This is a genomic window from Rhizobium sp. LjRoot258, from assembly GCF_964254185.1.
In the GTDB taxonomy this organism is placed as follows: Bacteria; Pseudomonadota; Alphaproteobacteria; order Rhizobiales; family Rhizobiaceae; genus Rhizobium.
Map to the genome: position 1 here is coordinate 1703725 of NZ_CAXUST020000001.1, position 21612 is coordinate 1725336.

The 21612-nt window shown below is 59.2% G+C and carries 18 protein-coding genes; 9 read left to right on the plus strand and 9 right to left on the minus strand.

The genetic code is table 11. From position 1 onward, the window contains the following. Positions 1-73 precede the first annotated feature (73 nt). The 3 genes from ACSQ9D_RS08540 (at position 74) to ACSQ9D_RS08550 (ending at position 3614) form a co-directional block, all read left to right on the plus strand. The gene (locus ACSQ9D_RS08540) at positions 74-2002 is read left to right on the plus strand and encodes a sulfatase-like hydrolase/transferase (protein WP_436281866.1); all 1929 of its coding nucleotides are present in this window, start codon (positions 74-76) and stop codon (positions 2000-2002) included. Positions 2003-2083: 81 nt separating this feature from the next. Next, positions 2084-2608 (plus strand): DUF1003 domain-containing protein, encoded by a 525-nt coding sequence (locus tag ACSQ9D_RS08545; protein WP_037119276.1) that lies wholly within the window; start codon positions 2084-2086, stop codon positions 2606-2608. Positions 2609-2738: 130 nt separating this feature from the next. Then, entirely contained in the window at positions 2739-3614 is an 876-nt protein-coding gene (locus ACSQ9D_RS08550; RefSeq protein ID WP_436281867.1) for a hypothetical protein, read from the plus strand. Between the two features lie 157 nt (positions 3615-3771). Here the strand turns inward: ACSQ9D_RS08550 and ACSQ9D_RS08555 are convergent, their stop codons facing one another. Further along, positions 3772-5142, minus strand: coding sequence for a class II 3-deoxy-7-phosphoheptulonate synthase (locus ACSQ9D_RS08555; RefSeq protein ID WP_436281868.1), 1371 nt, complete (start codon positions 5140-5142; stop codon positions 3772-3774). Between the two features lie 509 nt (positions 5143-5651). On the opposite strand from ACSQ9D_RS08555, the gene ACSQ9D_RS08560 reads away from it, so the two are divergent. Continuing rightward, a complete protein-coding gene (locus tag ACSQ9D_RS08560; protein ID WP_436281869.1) occupies positions 5652-6902 on the plus strand; it encodes a hypothetical protein in 1251 nt (416 codons plus the stop codon). A gap of 6 nt (positions 6903-6908) precedes the next feature. Here ACSQ9D_RS08560 and gor read toward each other — a convergent pair whose 3' ends face one another. From gor to rpiA, 3 genes are all read right to left on the minus strand, one after another. Continuing rightward, entirely contained in the window at positions 6909-8294 is a 1386-nt protein-coding gene (gene gor / locus ACSQ9D_RS08565) for a glutathione-disulfide reductase (protein ID WP_436281870.1), read from the minus strand. A 109-nt stretch (positions 8295-8403) separates the two neighbouring features. Then, complete coding sequence (locus ACSQ9D_RS08570) at positions 8404-8991, minus strand: DUF2059 domain-containing protein (RefSeq protein ID WP_436281871.1); 588 nt, start codon at positions 8989-8991, stop codon at positions 8404-8406. 17 nt (positions 8992-9008) lie between these two features. Further along, a complete protein-coding gene (gene rpiA, locus ACSQ9D_RS08575) occupies positions 9009-9707 on the minus strand; it encodes a ribose-5-phosphate isomerase RpiA (protein WP_436281872.1) in 699 nt (232 codons plus the stop codon). A gap of 191 nt (positions 9708-9898) precedes the next feature. Here rpiA and ACSQ9D_RS08580 point away from each other — a divergent pair, with 191 nt between their 5' ends. Then, the gene (locus tag ACSQ9D_RS08580; protein ID WP_436281873.1) at positions 9899-10606 is read left to right on the plus strand and encodes an HAD family hydrolase; all 708 of its coding nucleotides are present in this window, start codon (positions 9899-9901) and stop codon (positions 10604-10606) included. Positions 10607-10663: 57 nt separating this feature from the next. Here ACSQ9D_RS08580 and ACSQ9D_RS08585 read toward each other — a convergent pair whose 3' ends face one another. Further along, complete coding sequence (locus tag ACSQ9D_RS08585; RefSeq protein WP_436281874.1) at positions 10664-12538, minus strand: L,D-transpeptidase family protein; 1875 nt, start codon at positions 12536-12538, stop codon at positions 10664-10666. Positions 12539-12937: 399 nt separating this feature from the next. Between ACSQ9D_RS08585 and fumC the strand changes: the two genes are divergently transcribed. The 3 genes from fumC to ACSQ9D_RS08600 all read left to right on the plus strand — a co-directional run bounded on the left by fumC (position 12938) and on the right by ACSQ9D_RS08600 (position 17734). Continuing rightward, the gene (gene fumC / locus ACSQ9D_RS08590) at positions 12938-14329 is read left to right on the plus strand and encodes a class II fumarate hydratase (protein ID WP_037119382.1); all 1392 of its coding nucleotides are present in this window, start codon (positions 12938-12940) and stop codon (positions 14327-14329) included. Positions 14330-14489: 160 nt separating this feature from the next. Beyond that, entirely contained in the window at positions 14490-16097 is a 1608-nt protein-coding gene (locus ACSQ9D_RS08595; RefSeq protein ID WP_436281875.1) for a fumarate hydratase, read from the plus strand. A gap of 566 nt (positions 16098-16663) precedes the next feature. Continuing rightward, positions 16664-17734: a GGDEF domain-containing protein gene (locus ACSQ9D_RS08600; RefSeq protein WP_436281876.1), complete on the plus strand. Its 1071-nt coding sequence runs from the start codon at positions 16664-16666 to the stop codon at positions 17732-17734. Between the two features lie 128 nt (positions 17735-17862). Here the strand turns inward: ACSQ9D_RS08600 and ACSQ9D_RS08605 are convergent, their stop codons facing one another. Beyond that, on the minus strand, positions 17863-18474 hold the full coding sequence (locus ACSQ9D_RS08605; protein WP_436281877.1) for a pyridoxamine 5'-phosphate oxidase family protein: 612 nt from the start codon (positions 18472-18474) through the stop codon (positions 17863-17865). Between the two features lie 49 nt (positions 18475-18523). Next, entirely contained in the window at positions 18524-19477 is a 954-nt protein-coding gene (locus ACSQ9D_RS08610; protein ID WP_436281878.1) for an alpha/beta hydrolase, read from the minus strand. A gap of 45 nt (positions 19478-19522) precedes the next feature. Between ACSQ9D_RS08610 and ACSQ9D_RS08615 the strand changes: the two genes are divergently transcribed. After that, complete coding sequence (locus tag ACSQ9D_RS08615) at positions 19523-19990, plus strand: MarR family winged helix-turn-helix transcriptional regulator (protein WP_436281879.1); 468 nt, start codon at positions 19523-19525, stop codon at positions 19988-19990. Between the two features lies 1 nt (position 19991). Here the strand turns inward: ACSQ9D_RS08615 and ACSQ9D_RS08620 are convergent, their stop codons facing one another. Continuing rightward, entirely contained in the window at positions 19992-21179 is a 1188-nt protein-coding gene (locus ACSQ9D_RS08620) for a low temperature requirement protein A (RefSeq protein ID WP_436281880.1), read from the minus strand. A 25-nt stretch (positions 21180-21204) separates the two neighbouring features. Beyond that, positions 21205-21579 (minus strand): gamma-butyrobetaine hydroxylase-like domain-containing protein, encoded by a 375-nt coding sequence (locus ACSQ9D_RS08625; RefSeq protein WP_436281881.1) that lies wholly within the window; start codon positions 21577-21579, stop codon positions 21205-21207. Positions 21580-21612 lie beyond the last annotated feature (33 nt).

Genomic DNA, 21612 nt, shown 5'->3' on the forward strand with positions numbered 1-21612 from the left:
TACCGGTTCATCTAGCGTTCATGACGAAGGTGTGACAGTTCGATGAAGCTTTTATGACGTTGGAGTTTCTTAGTTGATCGCGTTGGTAATGAGGTCCGCAGCGGCAGCGCGTTTCGCGTCGCTTTCCACCGGTGTCAGGGGAAGCGTCCAATCGCCAGCTTTACGCGCTGCGCTCGGAGTTTGCCTTTCGGCCCTGATTGCTCTCTTCGCCACTGTAGCGGTCGAAATAATCGCCCGCGATGGGTTGGCCGATGTGCGCGAATTCCTGACATCGCCGGTACGCCCCGGCATGACAACGGTCGTGATGTTGACGGTCCTGATGCTCTCGCTGGACGCTGCCTTGGGAAGACATTTCATTTCGGCGTTGATCGTTCTGCCGCTGGTGCTCGTTCCCGCCATCGTCTCCAGCCAGAAGCAGCATTACCTCACGGACCCCCTGTATCCATCCGACATCCTTTTTGGGCGCCAGATCATGGAGTTGCTTCCCGTGATGGCGCGCGACCGGCCGTGGACAGCTGTTGCCATGGTCGTTAGCATCGTTCTTTCCGCGGCCGCGATTGCCGTCCTCTGGCATTTCGCTTGGCGCCGCTTTCCGCGGCTCTCGAGGACCGCCCAACTGCGTCAACTCTGTATCGGCTTACCTGTTATCGCGGCTTTTGGCGCGTTGATGGATTATTCCAAATACTCCTACATACGCGATCGCCTTCAGGTCGTGCCGATGATGTGGGATCAGAAGGAAAACTACCGCAGCAACGGCTTCATCCTCGCCTTCATCTTCAACATTCCGATGGCCGACGTGGCAGCGCCGGTCGGCTTCGGTACACAGGCGCTTGATGCTATTCCGAGCCGCAACTACGGCTATCTCAGCGGCCCGCGCGAAAAGCCCGACGTGATCATGCTGATGAGTGAATCCTTCTGGGATCCGACCCGGCTGAAGACTCTCACCCTGTCGCCGGATCCCATGCCGAATATCAGGGCCGAGCAGTCGGGCCATGTCTTCTCACCCGAATTTGGCGGCATGACCGCCAATGTCGAATTCGAGGCACTGACGGGCTTCTCGAATGCCTTCCTGCCCTATGGCAGCATTCCCTACCAGCAGTATATTCGCAGCAACATCCCCTCGCTTGCGACGTTCTTCCGCGGCGAAGGCTATGCCGCCCGCTCTCTGCATCCATTCAGCGGCTGGTTCTGGAACCGCAACGAAGTCTACAAGGACTTCGGTTTCGAGCAGTTTCGCTCTGAAGAAACCCTGCCGCCGATGGAAAAGAGGGGTATCTTCGCTTCGGACGCATCCCTTATGAAGGAGATCATGAACGAGGCCGACGGTATTGATCGTCCGTTCTTCTTCTTTGGCGTCACCCTGCAGGGACATGGTCCCTACGAGCCGAACCGTTACGTACACAACACCATCGACATCAAGGGCAACCTGAACGATGCGGACCGGGCAACGCTGGCCACCTATACGCAGGGGATCAAGGAAGCCGACGACAGCCTCAAGATGCTGATGAATTGGGCCGAGAAGCGCGATCGCGAGACGATCATCGTCCTCTGGGGCGATCACCTTCCGCCGCTCGGCAACGTCTATATGGCGACCGGCTACATGCCGGACCAGGTTGCCACGCGCAAGGCATCGGTCAGCGTCATGAAGCAGGAGCACGAGACGCCGCTCGTCATCTGGTCCAACAAGAAAGGCAGCAAGAAGGATGTGGGTACGATCAGCCCGTCGCTCCTTCCCTACCATCTTCTGAAGTTCGCCGGCTTCGAGCATCCCTACTACACAGGCTTTCTCGGCCGCGTGCAGAAGAAGTACAGCGTCATCGATCGCTATCAGCTGATTGCGCGCGACAACACGCCGTCGCCCGATTGGGTTTTGAAACCGAAGAGCCTCGATCCTCTCGTACGGGACTATCGATACCTCCAGCACGACATCATGTTCGGCAAGGCTCAGACGCTCGATCGCTTCTTCCCACAGCATGCGTGGCTGTATGCGCAAGGCACGTAAAAGAGCGGCACAAGCCCGCATTGCAATTTGAAAACATTACGGAATACTGGCGCCCGAGCGATCTAGCATTCGGAGTCGGCCATGCATAACCTATCGGACCTCATCCACCATCACTTCGACAAACCTGCTGATGAACTCGGCGAAATCGAGAAGCGCGTTCTCGCAAAAGCCCATGAGCGCAAGATAATCTCGACGGACATTAACGCGGCCTTGCAGGCGGAATCGTCCGCTGGAGAGCGCCTGGCGGATTCGATTGCCCGCATCGGCGGTTCCTGGTCGTTCATTGTCGCCTTCTTCCTGTTCCTGGTTTTCTGGTGCGTCGTAAACACCATCGTCCTGCTCACCCGCGCCTTCGATCCCTATCCCTTTATCTTCCTCAATCTCGTGCTCTCGATGCTTGCCGCAATCCAGGCTCCCATCATCATGATGTCGCAGAACCGGCAAGCAGAGCGCGACCGCTTCGAGGCGGCGAAAGACTACGAAGTCAATCTCAAAGCAGAACTCGAGGTTCTCTCCCTGCATCAGAAGATAGACATGCGGGTGCTCACCGAAATTGCAGCATTGCGCGAAGACATCGAGCGACTGAACCAGCGGCTGCCAAGTTGACGAAATGATCCCGGGCCGTAGAATTTAACTATACCGAGCAATTAACGACCCGCTCACCAAGTTCCGCATTGAAACACCGTCTCAAATGTACGAGGAGCAACTGGAACCAATTCGATCCGACGCGAAGACGATGTTCATTGGCCGACCGCATACACGCGATGAAATCCTTCATCACCCCTTGTTTCTGTCGATCGAGCGTCAGATCGCGCTCCATCTTATCGGCATTCACAAACGCGCTCCTCGTCTTGCGCGCCTCGCGGCCTCGCACCAAAAGTGGCTGCTGACGCAGACGCTATTCGCCATGCATACAGGACGCGATCGAGGCAATCCCGTTTCAGGGCTCACGGCTGGTCGCATGATGCAGGTCGCCAAGGAGTTTGACCTTGCCAGCAAAAATACGGCAGCCTCATTCCTTGCCGAACTCATCGCCTACAAATTTCTGCGGGATGCTCCTGATGAAATGCCCGATCGGCGCCTCCGTCGCCTCGAGACGACCGAGGTCAGCGAGGAAGCCATGGCCTCGTGGTTCCTGGGGCATATGGCCTGCCTTGATCAACTCGACGACGGCAATCGTGCCAGTCTAACCGCGGACGAGCCCCGGCTCTTTCATCTCGCGCAGCCGCGTGCTGCACGCGCCCTCATCCAGGAGCCGATCTGGAAGGAGCCACGGAGCAGTATCGGCCACTTCCTCTGGTCCGATGTCGGCGGCCTCGTGCTCCACGACCTGATCAGCCGCCTCCCCGACGATGCGCGGGAGCACAAGCGCGTCCTGCTAATGGGCGTGAGTATCAGCGAACTCGCAAATGAGTTCGGCATCTCCCTCACCAATCTGAAGCGGATGTTCAAGCGCGCCGAAACGGATAACCTGCTTGGCTGGGAAAGCCCCCGCAACCGCGGTGCGCTGTGGCTCTCCCGGACATTCATCGAAGACTATTTCCACTGGCAATCCGCAAAGTTCGCCGAACTGGACAGTGCGATCCACTGGGCCGCCAGTCAGATCAGCTAGCACACCACCCAACAGTCGGCGGCCTGGGTTGGAGACGCTCGGCATCAAGTCCGGCGAGACCGCCGAATAGGCACTACCGACGCCCGCCCCACAGTCTGTCCTAATCCAATAAAAAAGCCCGGCGTGGGCCGGGCTCCTTTTCTTCCGTCTTGTTTGATCAGCCGTTGACGGCTATCCGCTTTTCGTCGCGGCCGCCCTTCATGCGCTCGGCCAGCAGGAAGGCAAGCTCCAGGGCCTGGTCGGCGTTGAGACGCGGGTCGCAATGCGTGTGGTAGCGATCGTGCAGATCCTCTGCCGTCACCGCGCGGGCGCCGCCGGTGCATTCTGTCACATCCTTGCCGGTCATCTCGATGTGGATGCCGCCCGGATGCGAGCCCTCGGCGCGATGGATCTGGAAGAAGCTTTCGACTTCCGACAGGATCCGCTCGAACGGACGGGTCTTGTAGCTGTTGAGCGTGATCGTATTGCCGTGCATCGGATCGCAGGACCAAACGACCTTGCGGCCTTCCCGTTCGACCGCACGGATGAGGCGCGGCAGATGATCGGCGACCTTGTCGTGTCCGAAGCGGCAGATCAGTGTCAGTCGGCCCGCTTCGTTCTGAGGGTTCAGGATATCGATCAGGTTCAGGAGGTCGTCCGCCTGCAGCGACGGACCGCACTTGAGGCCGATCGGGTTTTTGATGCCACGGCAATATTCGACATGCGCGTGATCAGCCTGACGGGTGCGGTCGCCGATCCAGATCATGTGACCGGAGGTCGCGTACCAGTCGCCAGACGTCGAGTCGACGCGCGTCAGCGCTTCTTCATAGCCAAGTAGAAGCGCTTCATGGCTCGTGAAGAAATCCGTCTCGCGCAGGCTCGGATTGTTTTCGGAGGTGATGCCGATCGCCTTCATGAAGTCCATGGTTTCGCTGATGCGGCCGGCAAGCTTGTGGTAACGCTCGCCCTGCGGACTATCCTTGACGAAACCGAGCATCCACTGATGCACGTTCTCGAGGTTGGCATAGCCACCCATCGCAAAGGCGCGCAGCAGGTTCAACGTCGCTGCAGACTGGCGGTAGGCCATCGCCTGGCGCTCCGGGTTCGGAATGCGCGCTTCCTCGGTGAACTCGATGCCGTTGACGATGTCGCCGCGGTAGCTCGGCAGCGAAACGCCGTTCTGCGTCTCGATGCCGGAGGAGCGTGGCTTGGCGAATTGACCGGCGATGCGGCCGACCTTGACGACTGGCAACTGCGCACCGAACGTCAATACGACGGCCATCTGCAGGAACGCGCGAAAGAAGTCGCGGATGTTGTCCGCGCCATGCTCGGCGAAGCTCTCGGCACAGTCCCCACCCTGCAGCAGGAAACCGTTACCTTCGGCAACATTGGCAAGGTGCTTCTTGAGACGGCGCGCTTCGCCCGCAAAAACGAGCGGCGGATAGGATGCGAGCTGGGCTTCCGTTGCTGCCAATGCCGCCTGGTCCGGATAGTCCGGAACCTGCTGGATCGGTTTTTGCCGCCAACTGCTCGGAGTCCAATTCTGCATAACGTCACCCTATAAATTCAAACACTTAGTCGTGCTGTTGACAATTGTTGACAAAACCTTTGTCAACGCCCAATTGCCAGAAACGTTGACAAAACAACCCATTGCAATTGCAAGGAGACGTCTCACCAATTCTGTGCCATCTCGCTCACCTGTTCCAGCATCCGGTCCAGTCCGGATGTTCCGTCCTAAAAATGTTGGGCGGCTTATAAACCTTTAGCACCATCTTGCATAGCGGCGTCCCGCTCTTTGGCGCTACCGATTCAATCGACGAACAACGAACCGGTATAAAGGAATTCGGCGACGTGTTTTCAAACAGCACACGCGCGATTAACGATCAATATACCAAGACAGTTTGTATCTAATTTAAACTTATACCGTAGAAACCCCCTCAATTCTGATGGCGCGTCATGATGACTCCCGCTTGAACACCGATGGCATGGTAAAACCGTGGGATTGATTTCGTGCGCAGCTTGTATCGTTTCTGTACTGACCGTTCTGGCAATTTCGGCATGCTGACAGCCATCCTGATGGTGCCGCTCATCGGATCCGCAGGCGTGGCCGTCGACTTCGCGCACGCGCTCAGCCTGCGCACGCAGCTCTACGCGGCGGCCGACGCAGCGGCCGTCGGCGCGATTTCAGAGAAGTCGGCTGCAGCCGCCGCCGCAATGAAGATGACCAGCGACGGGCCAATCTCGGCCGGACAGGACGACGCGCGAAACATTTTCGTTGGCCAGATGCAGGGCGAACTGACGGCAAGCCAGGTCGCCGTCAATGTCCAGGTCAGCCGCGCATCCAACAAGCTCAACTCCGCGGTTACCTTTACTGCGTCGATTCCGACGACCTTCATGCAGATCTTCGGTCGCAAGAGCGTCGACATATCAGGCTCCGCAACGGCAATGTTTCAGACGGCCTCGTTCATGGACTTCTACATCCTGATCGACAATACGCCCTCGATGGGTGTTGGCGCCACGCCTGCGGACGTCGCGAAAATGGAGAGCAAGACGCCCGATAGCTGCGCTTTCGCGTGCCACGTCGTGTCTGAAGCCGGCGTCGAGGATAAGAACAGCTATTACAATATCGCCCGCAACAACGGCGTCACACTCCGCGTAGACGTTGTGCGACAGGCGACCCAGAAACTGACCGAAACGGCTAAGACCGAGCGCGCCTCCGACAACCAGTTCAAAATGGGTGTCTACACCTTCGGCAAGAAGGCGGAGGACGCAAACCTGACAACGATTTCCGAGCCGATCACCGACCTTGCCAAGGTCGCAAGCTATACGAACGCCGTCACTCTGATGTCGATTCCGCGACAGGGCTATAACAACGACCAGCAAACGAGCTTCGACAACTCGCTGACGCAGATGAACAAGATCATTTCGACGCCGGGCGATGGCAGCACCGAAGCCCAGCCGCAGAAGATTCTGTTCTTCGTGTCGGACGGCGTCGGTGACAGCAAGAAGTCGAACTGCACGAAACCGAAGACCGGCGAGCGCTGCCAGGAGCCGATCGACATCTCATTCTGCAAGCCGCTGAAGGATCGCGGCGTCAAGATCGCAGTGCTCTACACCACCTACCTGCCGCTGCCGAAGAACAGCTGGTACAACACCTGGATCAAGCCTTTCCAGAGCGAAATCCCGACGAAGATGCAGAGCTGCGCTTCGCCCGGTCTTTACTTCGAGGTCACGCCGACCCAGGGCATCACAGATGCCATGCAGGCGCTCTTCCTCAAGGTTATCCGTACGCCCCGCATCACCAGCTGATCGGCGTCAGACGCGGATGCCATCCCGTATGCGGTAGCTCGGTGCATACATCGTGACGAGCTCTTCCGCCGCCGTGGGATGCACAGCCATCGTCCGGTCGAAATCGTCCTTGGTGCAGCCGGCCTTCAGCGTGATGCCGAGGATCTGCGCCATTTCACCGGCATCGTGGCCGAGGATATGCGCTCCGACCACCTTCCGACTGGACGCGTCGACAATCAGCTTCATGATCATCTTCTCGCCACGCCCTGACAGGGTCGCTTTCAGAGGACGAAACTGGGCACGGTAGACCTCGAGTTCCTTGTGGCGCTTGCCCGCCTCCTCCTCTGTCAGCCCGACGGTACCGATCTCAGGCTGCGAGAAGACTGCCGTTGCGATCGTTTCGTGATCCGCCTTGGTCGGGTTATCCTTGTACTCGGTCTCGATGAAGCACATCGCCTCGTGGATCGCCACCGGCGTCAACTGTATCCTGTCGGTGACATCGCCAAGCGCATAGATGTTCGGGACGCTGGTGCGCGAATATTCGTCGACCACCACCGCTCCGCGCAAGTCAGTCTTCACGCCCGCCGCTTCCAGGCCGAGGCCTTCCGTATTGGGGATGCGCCCAAGCGCCAGCATCACGACATCGGCCGTCAGCGCGCCGTTGTTCAGCGTCTCAACGCAAAGACGGCCGTCCTGCTTCGATACCTTCTCCAGCATGTCGTGGCAGAGAATACGAATGCCCTTGGCGGACATCGCCTCGTGCAACCCTTGGCGAAGGTCCTGATCGAAGCGAGAAAGGATCTCCGCGCCACGGTAGATCAGTGTCGTCTCGACGCCGAGGCCATGGAAAATATTAGCAAATTCCACCGCGATGTAACCGCCACCGGCAATCACGATCGACTTCGGGAGCTCGTCCAGATGGAAGGCCTCGTTGGACGAAATGCAGAGTTCATTCCCCGGCAAAGCCATGTGCGGGTTCGGCCGGCCACCGGTCGCGATCACGATCGTCCTGGCGGTCACCGTCTGGCCGGTGTTGATCAGTCGAACCGTATGGGCATCGACGAGCTCGGCCCGCGTTTCCAGAATTTCTGCGTTCGCCCCCGCAAGCCCCTTCTTGTAGAGCCCTTCCAATCGCGCAATCTCGGCGTCCTTTGCGGCAATCAGCTTCTTCCAATCGAACGAACTCTCGCCCACCGTCCAGCCGAAGCCGGCGGCATCCTCGAAGTGCTCGTGGAACTGGGCCGCGTAGACGAAGAGCTTCTTGGGCACGCAGCCACGGATCACGCATGTTCCGCCATAGCGGTATTCCTCGGCGATCGCGACCTTCTTACCGAGCGAGGCTGCAACGCGGGCGCTGCGAACACCCCCTGAGCCACCGCCAATGACAAAGAGATCGTAGTCGTAAGACGTCATGAGAAACTCCGGATGGAATCGGCTGGTGAGGTGAAAGTGATATAGTATCGACCGCCGCAAAAACAAAAGCCCGGACGATGCCGGGCTTTTGATCTTTATTGACACCTGTTTACGGCTTCGGCTTTGCGGCGGGCGTCGCGGCCTTCGGCGCGGCCGTTGCAGCCGGGTTAGCCGGATCGGCGGCCGGCGGCGGCGCCTTGATGACCTTGCTGAGCTCGGTGCTCGTCTGCTTCTGCAGATCGCGAGAAATGCCCTGCGCCCAGATGTCGGCGGCCTTCACGGTTTCGCGCGATGCGATCGGGCCATCCTTCAAAAGCTTTTTGCCAACCGCCGAGTTGTAGAACTCGGCGATCGCGTTGAGTTCCTCGACGGAGAATGCCTTGGCATAGGTCAACGCGGCCTCCTTCTCGAGGTCGGCGCGGCGCGGAGCAAGGGCCAAGGCCTGCTTGTCGACCTCAGCGGTGATCGCATCCTGGTAGTTCGGCGAATCCTGGATGAGATCGGCCTTCAGGCGTTCAGCCAAGCCAGGCAGGATGTTGTCGAACTGCGCAGTGGCGCCAATCGCGTCGATGGCAGCGCGGGCTGCCTTCAGCTGCTCCGGAGAGGCTTCCTGAGCGAGGGCGGTAGAGCCGAATGCGACGCCCGAAAGAATAACGGTCGCAGCAGCAAAACGGCCAAGACCTGCAAATTTAATCATAAGTTTCAATGCTCCTGTTACCTATTCGCCCGCAGCGTGCGTGCACCTGCTGGACCTGCAATGATCGCAAGCGCCGCCATTTTGAGAAAGAGCCCGTGTTCAACGACTCCGGGTATGGAATTCAGCTCGTTTGAAAGCGCCTCTGCATCAGGAATGCGGCCAAAAGATGCATCGATGATGTAGTGGCCGCCGTCCGTCATGAAATCTTCGCCACCGGCTTGGCGCAGCATCAGGCTGCCGCCCAACCCCAGTTTCGAAGCCTTCTTTTCGATTGCCATGCGCGTCGAGACGAGCCCGAACGGATTGACCTCGATCGGCAGCGCGAAGGCGCCCAGTGTCGCCACCAGTTTGCTCTCGTCGGCAATGACGATCATGCGCTGAGATGCCGCAGCAACGATCTTCTCGCGCAGCAGCGCACCGCCGCCACCCTTGATGAGCGTCAGGTCGGAATCGACCTCGTCTGCGCCATCGATCGTCAGATCGAGTTCGGGCAGTTCATCGAGGGACTTCAGCGCAACGCCAAGCTCGAGGCAAAGCCTCGCCGTGCGTTCAGAGGTTGGCACCCCTTCCACCTTGAAACCGGAGGCAACCTTCTCCGCGAGCAGGCGAACGAACTCTTCGGCAGTGCTCCCGGTTCCGATTCCAAGCCGCATGCCGTATTCGACATGAGCGAGAGCCGCCTCGGCGGCTTTGATCTTCATTTCGCGGGCATCCATGCGCCGCTCACTCCGATTATTGCGTTGGATGTGCTGTTTACACGGCTCGCTTGCCAAACGAAAGCCAAAATAGCGTAATGATTTTCGAAAAGCCGTGGGCATTTACAACTGATCGCGTTTGCCGCGAAACGTTGCTTTTCCCGTCCTCATCACCTACTGCCGAATGACATCATTTCTGAAAGGCGGAATCCTTGACCCCTGCCCTCGTTGTATTCGATCTCGATGGAACGCTGCTCGATACTCACGCCGATCTCGTGCAAAGCCTGAACTATACGATCGCCGCGATCGGTTTGGCACCAGTCGGCTATGACGACCTCACGCATCTCGTCGGACATGGCGCCAAGGTCATGATCGAGCGGGCCTGCAACCTTCGGGGACATCCGCTATCACAGGAGCAGATCCCGGCCCTGCTCGACCACTTCATCACTCACTATACCGACAACATGCCCGGGCATACGCTCCCTTACCCGGGCCTTGTCGAGGCAATGGATCAGTTGAAGAGCGCCGGCTACAAGCTTGCCGTTTGTACCAACAAGCTCGAAGGTCTGGCGCGCGGCCTCATCGGGAAGCTTGAACTCACTCACTATTTCAACGCCATTACCGGCGGCGATACCTTTACGATCAGGAAACCGCACGCCCAGCATCTTCTCGGAACCATTGAACGCGCCGGCGGCGATGTCCGCAGGACCATCATGGTCGGCGACAGCGTCAACGACATTCTTGTTGCTCGAAATGCGGGAGTGCCTTCGATCGCCGTGCCGTTCGGCTATTCCGACGTCCCCGTCGAGACACTCGCGCCGACCCGCGTCATCACGCATTTCAGGGAGCTGACGCCTGCGCTCGTTGATGAATTGATCGGGGATTTTGCTTCCGCCAAGCCGGCCGCGGCAGCAGGCTGACGCGAAAGAAAAAGGCGGCTCACCGGCCGCCTTTCTCATGTCATCTGCTCGGCGCGGTCAGATCTGCGCGCCGCGTGCCTTCGTCGTGGCATCGAAGGCCTTCTGCACATAGGCGTCGCGGCCGTACACGTCGTCGAAATACTGCACGACGCCATCCTTGTTCGGCCAGGCCGTGAAGTAAGCTACGTAGACCGGTATCTTCTGCGGAACCTGCAGGGCGTGGTTCTTGCCTGTGGCGATTTCCTTGCCAATCTGGTCCACCGAAGTGTTCAACACAGCTGCTGCCATCGCACGCGGCTCGGCAAGGCGCACGCAACCATGGCTGAGAGCACGCATGTCGCGCTTGAAGAAGCTCTTCGAGGGCGTGTCGTGCATGTAGATCGCATGCGCGTTCGGGAACAGGATCTTGAGTTCGCCAAGGGCGTTGTCGTCGCTCGGCGGCTGGCGCACCGAGACGTTTGTCGTAGACCCGTACCAGTCGACGCTGGACGACGCCACGGCGCGGCCGCCAACCGTTACTTCATAGCCCATCCGATCCAAATAGCTTGGGTCGGAGCGCAGGCGCGGCAACATCTCGTTGATGATGATCGACTGCGGCACGCCCCAGAACGGGTTGAACTCGACCGTCTCAATCTGGTCCTGGAAGAAGAAGGTCTGGTGCGACGGCTGACCGACGACGACACGCATCGACAACTGTTCCTTGTTGTCGTTGTGGTAGTAAACCATGTAGGCCGGCTGGTTGATGAAAACGTAACGCGAGCCGAGGTCAGCCGGCAGCCAGCGCGCTTGCTCCATGGCAACGATCAACTTCTCGACCTTCGAAGGGTTGCTGTCGCCGCCGGTCATGACGCGGACCGTGGCCTGGCCGATGACACCGTCCGGCTTCAGGCCATGTTCCTTTTGGAAACCTTCGACGAGTGCAACGATCTCCGGCGAATAGTCGGTGCTACCTGTATATGCGGCGAGCGTCGCGGCATGTTCGCCCTTGAGGGCGGCCGAACCGTGCTTGTCGATCGCCTTCACGATATTCGGGATTTCGGATGAGTTATCGCCCGGACGAAGCAGGCCGCTCAGGGCAATATCGATGCTGTCGTCGCTTGCGCCTTCGGCGCGCAGTTTCGCCAACTCATCCTGGAGCGCAACAAACTGCGGCCCATCCGGCGTCCGGCTTCTGAGATAAGCTGCCGTATCCGGGCTCATGCGGGCGAGCTTCAGCACCGGCGCAAGGTTCACATCCTTACGCTTGAAATCATGATAGCCGGAGAGCTTGTTTGGATCGATGCGTCCGCGCAAGGTATCCTGCACATAGGCGAGCACCTTGGCAGAAAGCTCCAGCTCGAACTGCGTCAGGGCGCGGTCGCGGACCGCTGGATCCGGATTGGTCGGATCCTCGGTCGGCACCTGGACCGCATAGTCGGCCGAGTCGAGACCAACCGACGCCGCATCTGCCAATACGGCCATCGCGGCCTTGGCGCGATCATTCACATCCGTTCCGGTGAGCCAAACCAGCGGGTTCTTCACGTCACCGTAATAGGCCTCGAGCGCCTTGGCGACTTCGACAGGTGCGCGCACCTTTGCCTCGATGAGGAAACGGCGCTGAACCGACGGCATCGTCTCGGTCACCGCCGACGCGTCGGCGACTGCTCCGGTGACAACAGGATCGGTGAACTTGCCGGTATCGACGAAGCGCATCGCATCGGGCTGGTAGGTATAGTAGCGCGGGCTTGACACCTTCGGCAGCGGCGCGTCCGGAGCCGACTGAAGGAACGAAGGAACCGACGGCCTCGGATTGACAATCGTGCTCTGCGTCCGCGCGCGATCCCCGCGGATCATATCCATCAACGTGTAGGCATGCGCGGGCGCGACACCCATCGCAGCTATACCGCAAGAAAGCGCGAGTGCGGAAACCGCACCTCTCAGAAGGAATGTCATGCTTTTATCCAGTCCCAGTGTCATGCTGTCTTCAAATCGCGGGCGAGACCCGCCTCAGAACTCGTTTCATCCGGCGCGAGCGTCACATGGCAGAAAGCAGGCGCTGCCGCCAGCCTCGGCCAACTCAACCTACAGTAACGCGACGAACGCTTACGTTGATCCGCAGTTCACACAAAATTATGAAATTATTGGTTAATTTTTTACTTTATTTTCGCCTCAAGACACAGTGGCCAAAAAGCCGCTGAAAGATAAAAATTCAGCCGTGTCTAAAAGATCACTGATCCTGGCAAATAATATGAATTGCCCATTCATGTTTTCATTTCTGGACGGTTTTCTTCGGCCCGTTTCGGACCTATAAGACCGCATCTCTGAGAGGCACCGCGACAGAAAGGCATGGCCATGACCTCCACCCGCACCGAAACAGATACGTTCGGCCCGATCGAAGTGCAAAATGACCGATATTGGGGTGCGCAGGCGCAGCGCTCGCTTGGTAATTTCAAGATCGGTTGGGAAAAGCAGCCGCTTTCGATTGTTCGCGCGCTCGGCATCGTCAAGCAGGCAGCGGCCCGCGCAAACATGGCGCTCGGCCAGCTCGAGCCGGCGATCGGCAACCCCATCGTTGATGCGGCGCAGGAAGTCATCGACGGGAAGCTCAACGACCATTTCCCTCTCGTCGTCTGGCAGACGGGCTCCGGCACGCAGTCGAACATGAACGCCAATGAGGTGATCTCCAATCGCGCGATCGAATTGCTGGGCGGCGTGATGGGCTCGAAGAAGCCGGTACATCCGAACGATCACGTCAATATGAGCCAATCGTCGAACGATACTTATCCGACGGCGATGCATATCGCCTGCGCAGAGCAGATCGTGCGCCACCTGTTGCCGAGCCTGAAGCACCTTCATGCCGCCCTCGACATGAAGGTTACCGAGTTCAGTCACATCATCAAGATCGGCCGTACGCATACGCAGGATGCGACGCCGCTAACGCTTGGCCAGGAGTTTTCGGGCTATGCCGCGCAGGTCGGCTCCGCCATCAAGCGTATCGAAATGACGCTCCCCGGCCTTTGCGAACTGGCCCAGGGCGGCACTGCGGTCGGCACGGGCCTCAATGCGCCGGTCGGCTTTGCCGAGAAGGTCGCCGACGAGATTGCGGAGATCACCGGCCTGCCTTTCGTCACCGCCCCGAACAAGTTCGAAGCGCTCGCCGCCCATGACTCGATGGTCTTTAGCCATGGCGCCATCAATGCGGCCGCCGCCGCTCTCTTCAAGATCGCCAACGACATCCGCCTCTTGGGCTCCGGCCCACGCGCCGGCCTCGGCGAACTCGCGTTGCCGGAAAACGAGCCCGGCTCCTCCATCATGCCGGGCAAGGTCAACCCCACGCAGTGCGAAGCGCTGACACAGGTCTGCATTCACATCTTCGGCAACAACGCTGCGCTGACCTTCGCCGACAGCCAGGGCCACTTCGAGCTCAACGTCTACAACCCGATGATGGCCTACAATTTCCTTCAGTCGGTACAGCTGCTCGGTGACGCCGCCGTCTCCTTCACCGACAATTGCGTCGTCGGCATCGAGGCGCGCGAGGACAACATCAAGGCTGGCCTCGAGCGGTCGCTGATGCTGGTCACGGCGCTCGCCCCGAAGATCGGCTATGACAATGCCGCCAAGATCGCCAAGACCGCACACAAGAACGGTACGACGCTGAAGGAAGAAGCCTTGGCGAGCGGCCTCGTCACTGTTGAGGAATACGACACGATCGTCCGTCCCGAAACGATGATCGGCCCGAAGTAAAGCCGCCGGCGAGCCTGATCGAAGTAGCAGACACCGCCGCCCTCGCGGCGGTGTTTTCATGGACTTTCATGACAAAAACAGACAAGTTTTAGAATTATTGCAATTGCGAAGATGCCCGAATAGACCATCTGCGATTTCGGTCCGCATGAAAGGTCCTTCGATGGCTGACGATCTTTTCCCCCTCAGCAAAGACTCCACCCAATACCGCAAGATCAGCAGCGACTACGTCTCTGTCGACAGCTTCAAGGGACAGGACATCCTGACCGTCGAGCCGGAAGGCATTCGCCTGCTGGCCGAAACGGCATTCGCCGACATCAACCATCTCCTGCGGCCCGGCCATCTGAAGCAACTCGCCTCGATCCTCGAGGATCCGGAAGCCACAGACAACGACCGCTTCGTCGCCTACGATCTGCTGAAGAATGCCAACATTGCAGCCGGCGGCGTGCTGCCGATGTGTCAGGATACCGGTACGGCGATCATCATGGCCAAGAAAGGCCGCCGCGTCTGGACCGAAGGTGAGGACTATGCGGCTCTCGCCAAAGGCGTGATGGACGCCTACGAAAAGAAGAACCTGCGCTACTCGCAGCTAGCACCTGTCAAGATGTTCGAAGAAAAGAACACCAAGAACAATCTGCCGGCGCAGATCGATATCTACCAGGAGGGAACTGACTCCTATGACTTCCTGTTCGTCGCCAAGGGTGGCGGCTCGGCCAACAAGACCTTCCTCTACCAGGGTACCCCGTCGCTCCTGACACATGATCGCATGATCGACTTCCTTAAGGAGAAGATCCTTACGTTGGGTACGGCAGCCTGCCCCCCCTACCATCTTGCGATCGTCATCGGTGGCACTTCCGCCGAGATGAACCTCAAGACCGTCAAGCTCGCCTCGACGCGCTATCTCGACGATCTGCCGACCGAGGGCTCCGAAAGCGGCCACGCCTTCCGCGATATCGAGATGGAGAGGGAAATCCATAAGCTGACGCAGCAGATGGGCGTCGGCGCTCAGTTCGGTGGCAAGTATTTCTGTCATGACGTACGCGTCATCCGCCTGCCGCGCCACGGCGCCTCGCTGCCGATCGGCCTCGGCGTCTCCTGTTCCGCCGACCGTCAGGCGAAGGGCAAGATCACCCGCGACGGCATCTTCATCGAGCAGCTGGAGACAGATCCGTCGAAGTATATGCCCGAGATCGACGAGTCGAACCTGTCGGAATCGATGGTCCGCATCGACCTCAACCAGCCGATGTCCGGCATTCTCGCCAAACTCAGCAAGCATCCGGTCAAGACGCGGCTCTCGCTCACGGGAACGATTATCGTCGCACGCGACCTCGCCCACGCCAAGATCCGCGAGCGGCTGGAAAAGGGCGAAGGCATGCCCGACTACATGAAGAACCATCCGGTCTATTACGCCGGTCCGGCCAAGACCCCGGCAGGCTATGCCTCCGGCTCCTTCGGCCCGACCACGGCCGGCCGCATGGATTCCTATGTCGACCAGTTCCAGTCTTTCGGCGGATCGATGGTGATGCTTGCCAAGGGCAACCGCTCCCGCGCCGTGCGCGAAGCCTGCAAGAAGCACGGAGGCTTCTACCTCGGCTCCATCGGCGGACCGGCCGCGCGGCTGGCGCAGGATTGTATCAAGAAGGTCGACGTCCTGGAATATGCGGAACTCGGCATGGAGGCCGTCTGGAAGATCGAGGTTGAGGCCTTCCCGGCTTTTATCGTCACCGACGACAAGGGCAACGACTTCTTCCAGGAATTCAACCTCGGCTGATCGATTTCAATGGATCGCAGCGGTCGCCCGATGGTCGACCGCGGCGCTATCGATCTGGCTCTCGGAGCCCGCAATGCATTGTACCTCCTCTGCCTTCACACTGGCGAGGATGTCGCTGCGGAGACCCGATCGAAGAAGCGGTTCTGCTGAATCAGCGCGACAGACCCAGCGATAAGGTGGCGACGCGTACGATCGGTGAAGTTGACGAGACGTTTCCATGCTCTGGCCTTCCAGTGGAGCCCCGCGGCTCCCTGGGAAGGAACGTGCGCCTTCTCAGCGACGCACAACAGAGCGACCAATCAACGCCGACTGTCAACGATTTGGAGACGATCGAAAGCAACCAAAACGGCTGATGGGATTTTTTATTTCGCGTTACTCGCGCACAAGGCGCAACAATTGTTACGTCGATGCAAATTCTCAGATAAAATCAATGCGATAAGCAAATATGCAGAAGATCGGACAAATCTCATATGTAATCATTGGTATATCCCCCCTTAATCATTTTCCAATATTTGTAGGCTAACAAATTAAAGACTGCATTTGACATTCAATTGAGGAGTAGTCGCATGACGACGGCCGCAGCGCCAACGAGGGCGCAGGTTCCCGACGTGGCAGGTCAGATCACGTTCGCCATGCGCTCCATGGGCGTTGCGCCGATCCCTCGCAATTACGAACTCTTCTACGAAGCCTATATCGGCTCCAACCCGGCGCTGACTCGCGACCTCGCGGCGCTCGGCAGTCAGGCGACGCAGGAGGAGTTGGACACCCTCGGTGCACAATACTTTGCGCACAGCCCTGCCCGCGTGTTCGACGACGCGCACGGTCGCATCGCCGCCGAGCTCGAGACACTGTTGCGCGTCCTTCGCCAGGAGCAAATATCGCTGGAGAGCTACAACAAGCTTCTCGGCGAAACCTACAAGCGGATCAGCTCGAAGAACCATACAAGCGTGGAGCTGATCGAAAACGCCCTCACCCTGCTTACCGAGGCAACCGGCGACACGATGGCGCACGGCGAACGCACGGTCGAGAACGTCGTTCAGCGTTCGCAGGAAATGGATCAGGTTCGCAAGGAACTCGACGAGTACAAGCGCATTGCCAATACGGACTCGTTGACGCGCCTGTCGAACCGACGTGCCTTCGACGACCGCCTGGCGGCCGTCTTCAACAATCCGGCAATGCGTCCCGTTACCGCGCTCGTGCTTGCGGACATCGACAACTTCAAGAAGATCAACGACACCTATGGTCATCCGGTGGGTGACAAGATCCTTGCGACTGTCGCCTCGGTCATCCGAGCCAATGTACGCCGCGACGTTTTCGTCGCCCGCACCGGCGGCGAGGAGTTCGCCTTGATCATCGAGGGCAACACTTCCGAGGAGGTGATGGGAACGGCCGAACGCATCCGCCGCACCTTGGAAACGACACCCTTCACGAACTCGCGCACGAGGATCAATTACGGACCTGTCACCGTATCGGTCGGCGTCTGCATGGCATCCTACGCGGAGGACGCCGGCGAGCTTTACCACAAGGCCGACGTGGCGCTTTACGGCGCCAAGAATTCCGGCCGCAACTGCAGCGTCCTCTTCGAAGACGGTATGCAGAAAGACTTCACAAAAAGCTGGCTGATCTACAAGGGATAAATCCCAGCCGACACCGTCTTGGCCTGCCCGTTTTAGTCGATGAACGGCGATTGTCGCGACACCGGCGCTATCGCAAGCAACAGCCATCGATAGCCTGCATGCGAGCCCATTTGGAAGAACTACTGAAGTTACCACATCGTCCTGGCCGCGCGTTGCGGCCATTCGCGATCATAGGTTTCGTAGTCGAAATCCCCGATCGCCGCCTTCAGCATCAACCCCGGCGTCGGCAGGCTCTTCGGATCAACGAAGGTTTCCGGGTTCCATAGCTCGGAACGGATAAGCGCACGAGCACACTGGAAATAAACCTCGTCGATTGTGATGACGATCACCGTCCGCGGATGCTTTCCATCCATCTCAAAGCTGGCAAGCACCGCCTCGTCATTGGTCACGACGCCACGTCCGTTGATGCGCATCGTGGTGTTCGAGCCGGGAATGAGAAACATCAACGCCAGACGTGGGTCGCGCACAATGTTGGAGAGAGAATCGACGCGGTTGTTGCCGCGCCAGTCCGGCAGGTGCAGCGTCGTGTCGTCGATGATGCGCACGACCCCGCCGATATCGCCGCGCGGCGAACAGTCGAGACCTTGGGGTCCCACGGTCGCCAGCGCCACGAAAGGCGATGCCTCGATCATTGCGCGATAAAGCGGCGTCAGATAATCCGTCACCTTGGCCACGGATGCCTGCGTCAACCCGCCAGCGTAGATCGCCGCGAGTTCTTCCACCGTTTCGATGATTTTCATGGTTGTCCTGCCGCGTTGTCGTGGCGGCCTTTAGCTGCCTAGCGTGACGTTACAATGACATACGCCTGGCGGGAAGATCGAAAAGCGGAATGATCTCAGCATCTTTGTCCGCATCGTCCTCAGCGAGAAAACCGGTGATCGCATCCAGAACAGGCCGAGCCCCGACGATCCGGCGATGCCCGTACCCATTGGCCCAGTAGAGCCGCACCGCATCGCTTGCGGCCGCGTAACGTCGCGCGTGGTTGGCGTTCACTTCCTTATCGTCTTCGGCATGCACAATCAGCACCGGGCGCCGGATCGCGTCGGCCGCCCTGCTCGCGTCGAATTCCTCCAGTCGCCGGCCGGTGACCCGGAACACCTCGGTCTCAAGCACCTGTTGCGCCGACCGTCCAAGGCCGATCATCTTGCCGAAATCCTTGAAGAGCCAGTGCATCTCGCTCGGCGAGCCGATCAGCGCGAGCTTCTCCGGGAGCACGGCAGTAACGCCGGGCAGCATCCCTGCCGCCGCCACCATCAGTGCGGCGCCGCCGAAGGAGTGGCCGATTGCAGCGTCGAACGCCCCGAATCGACGCTCAGCTGCCGCGATGGCCTTCACCGCCAGGCCCATGTGGAGAACCCGCCCTGCCGCGCGGCCATGTCCGGGAAAGTCGACTGCGATCACCTCCGCGCCGGTTGCCGCCAGAGTCTCCGCGAGATCGCCCATATACGCGCCGCTCGATCCCCAGCCGTGCGTCACAAGATAACGGGGGCGGCACCCCAAAGCGCCGCCATTCAGCCGATAGGCGTGCGCCCGTCCGCCGCCGGTAAGACGAAGCGTAAACCGCTCCGCTCCGGCGAGCTTTTCCGCGCCCGCCGCATGTGCTGCTTTAGCCTTCTCGCCCTTGGGTTTCGTGGAGGGCGTTACGCAGAACAGACGGAATGCCGCCTTTCCGGCGATGCGCGGCGAAACCGACTGCAGCAGCGAAAATCCGAGGCGGGTGACCTTCAGCGCAAAGTTTGTCATAGTGGGAATCCAACAATGTTCAACACTGAACAATAAAGTACAACGATGAACAAAAATCAATCCCTGCCCTGGGATCATCCGCGTTTTCGCAGCTGGATCGCTGTCGCGCGCGCTTGCCAACTCATGCAGCAGTCGCTCGGCCGCTCGCTCACCGAACTCGATATCAAGACCCCCCATCTCGATATTCTCATCAATCTCTACCGCTTCGAAGGCATCTCGCAGCAGGAACTCGCGCGCAAACTGCTGGTCGGCCGCTCGAACATGAGCATGCTCCTGCCGCAGATGGAAAAGCGCGGGCTGATCGAACGGCGTAGCGACGAGAAGGACAAGCGCGTGCTTCGGCTCTTCCTGACGCCGGAAGGCCGCGATGTCACGGAAAAGGCCATGGTCATTCAGACCGATCTCATCGAGCGCGTGCTTTCACCCGAACCGATCGAGCAATGCATGGCGATGGCCGATTCGATGGAACGGATCATCCGTGTCCTGCAGCAGGACTTGGTCTACGAAGAGTGATTCAGTGAACGGTGTGGCCGACTGCCCCCCCTGCAAGGGATTTATATTCCCATGCCGCCACGATGATCAGCACCAGCGTCGCAAGGATGCCGGCAAGGTAGAGCTCGATAAACGGTGAGACGAAGGCAAGCAGGATCAGCAGCACGAGGCCGCCAAGGTGCGAGAGCGGCAAGCGCCCGCTGGTCGCTCCCTTGAACCAGAGATTGCCGGCAAGGAACAGTCCGGAGCCACCGAGCACCGAGGTTACTACGCCAAGATTGCCGGTCTCGTGCGGGTGCGAGAACATGAACTCGACCGCGACGGCATGGACGATGATCCCTGCCAGGATTGGAATATGCGCATAGGTGAACGCCTGCCGCGCCAGGCTTCCCGGCCTTTCGTCGTGCTCGATGCGATGCGCCGCCCGCTCATGGCCGAAACGGAAGTAGAGCCACCACATCGCCACCGTGCCAACGAATCCGGTCCCGAAGACGACCGCGGTCAACGTTGAAAATGGCATTTCAGAGAATGTCCGCCCCGAAACCAGCACCGCCTCGCCGAGGCAGATGATGACGAAAAGCGCGCAACGCTCGGCCATGTGTGCGCCTGACACGTCCCAGTCTAAGGCGGTCGATTTGCCAAGTCCCGGCACGGCAAAGCCGCTCGCCGGACCGGCATATTCGATGGCAATTGCAATAAGCCATGCGATCATCCGCGCTTCATGTTCCAGCAGGCCGCCGGCAATCCAAAATACGCCGGAAAAAATTAGCCAGCTACTGATGCGGACGAAGTTCTGATACTTGGAGGCGTCCGACTTGACCGCATAGGCCGCGAAAAGAGAGCGGCCGACCTGCATGAGCACGTAAGCGCCGGCAAAGAGCAGCCCCTTGTCTGCGAAAGCCTCGGGGATAGACGCGGAAAGAACGAGGCCAAGCAACATCAGCACGACGAGCATGCCCCGAACCGGCATCTTGTCGGGATCGAGCCAATTGGTCACCCAGGCGGTGAATATCCACACCCACCAGACCGCAAAGGTCATCAGGCCGGCCTCAAGCGCGCCGAGCGGCGTATAATGGGCCGCCAGGGCGTGCGAGAGCTGCGAGATCGAGAAGACGAAAACGAGATCGAAGAACAGTTCGAGAAAGGTGACCCTGCTTTCACTCGGGCTGCCCTTGGCGCGCAGCCAGTTTCGTTTGCTCGTTCCCGCCATGCACTCCCCCTGTGGCCGTTGTCGTTCAGCGTGGCTTTTCTGACGTGTCGCGGTTCATGCCCTTCTCGCGCAGCTCTCCTTCATAGGCAGCAAACAGCTCTTCGCCACGCTCGCCAAGTTCGCGCAGATAGGTCCAGGTATAGATACCGGTATCGTGCATATCGTCGAAGCCGATGCGCACCGCATAGTTGCCGGTCGGTGTCAGAGAGATGATCGCGACATTGCGCTTGCCAGGCACCGTCACCCTCTGTCCCGGCCCGTGCCCCTGCACCTCCGCGGATGGAGAAAGCACACGCAGCATCTCGGCGGAAAGATCGAAGCTCTGCCCGTCGTTGAAGGTGACAACGAGGTGCTGCCGGTCTTTCGAAACTCTAAGTTCAGTCGGCCAGATATCGCTCATGATCCCATTCCCCTTCAAAATCACGAGTAGGCA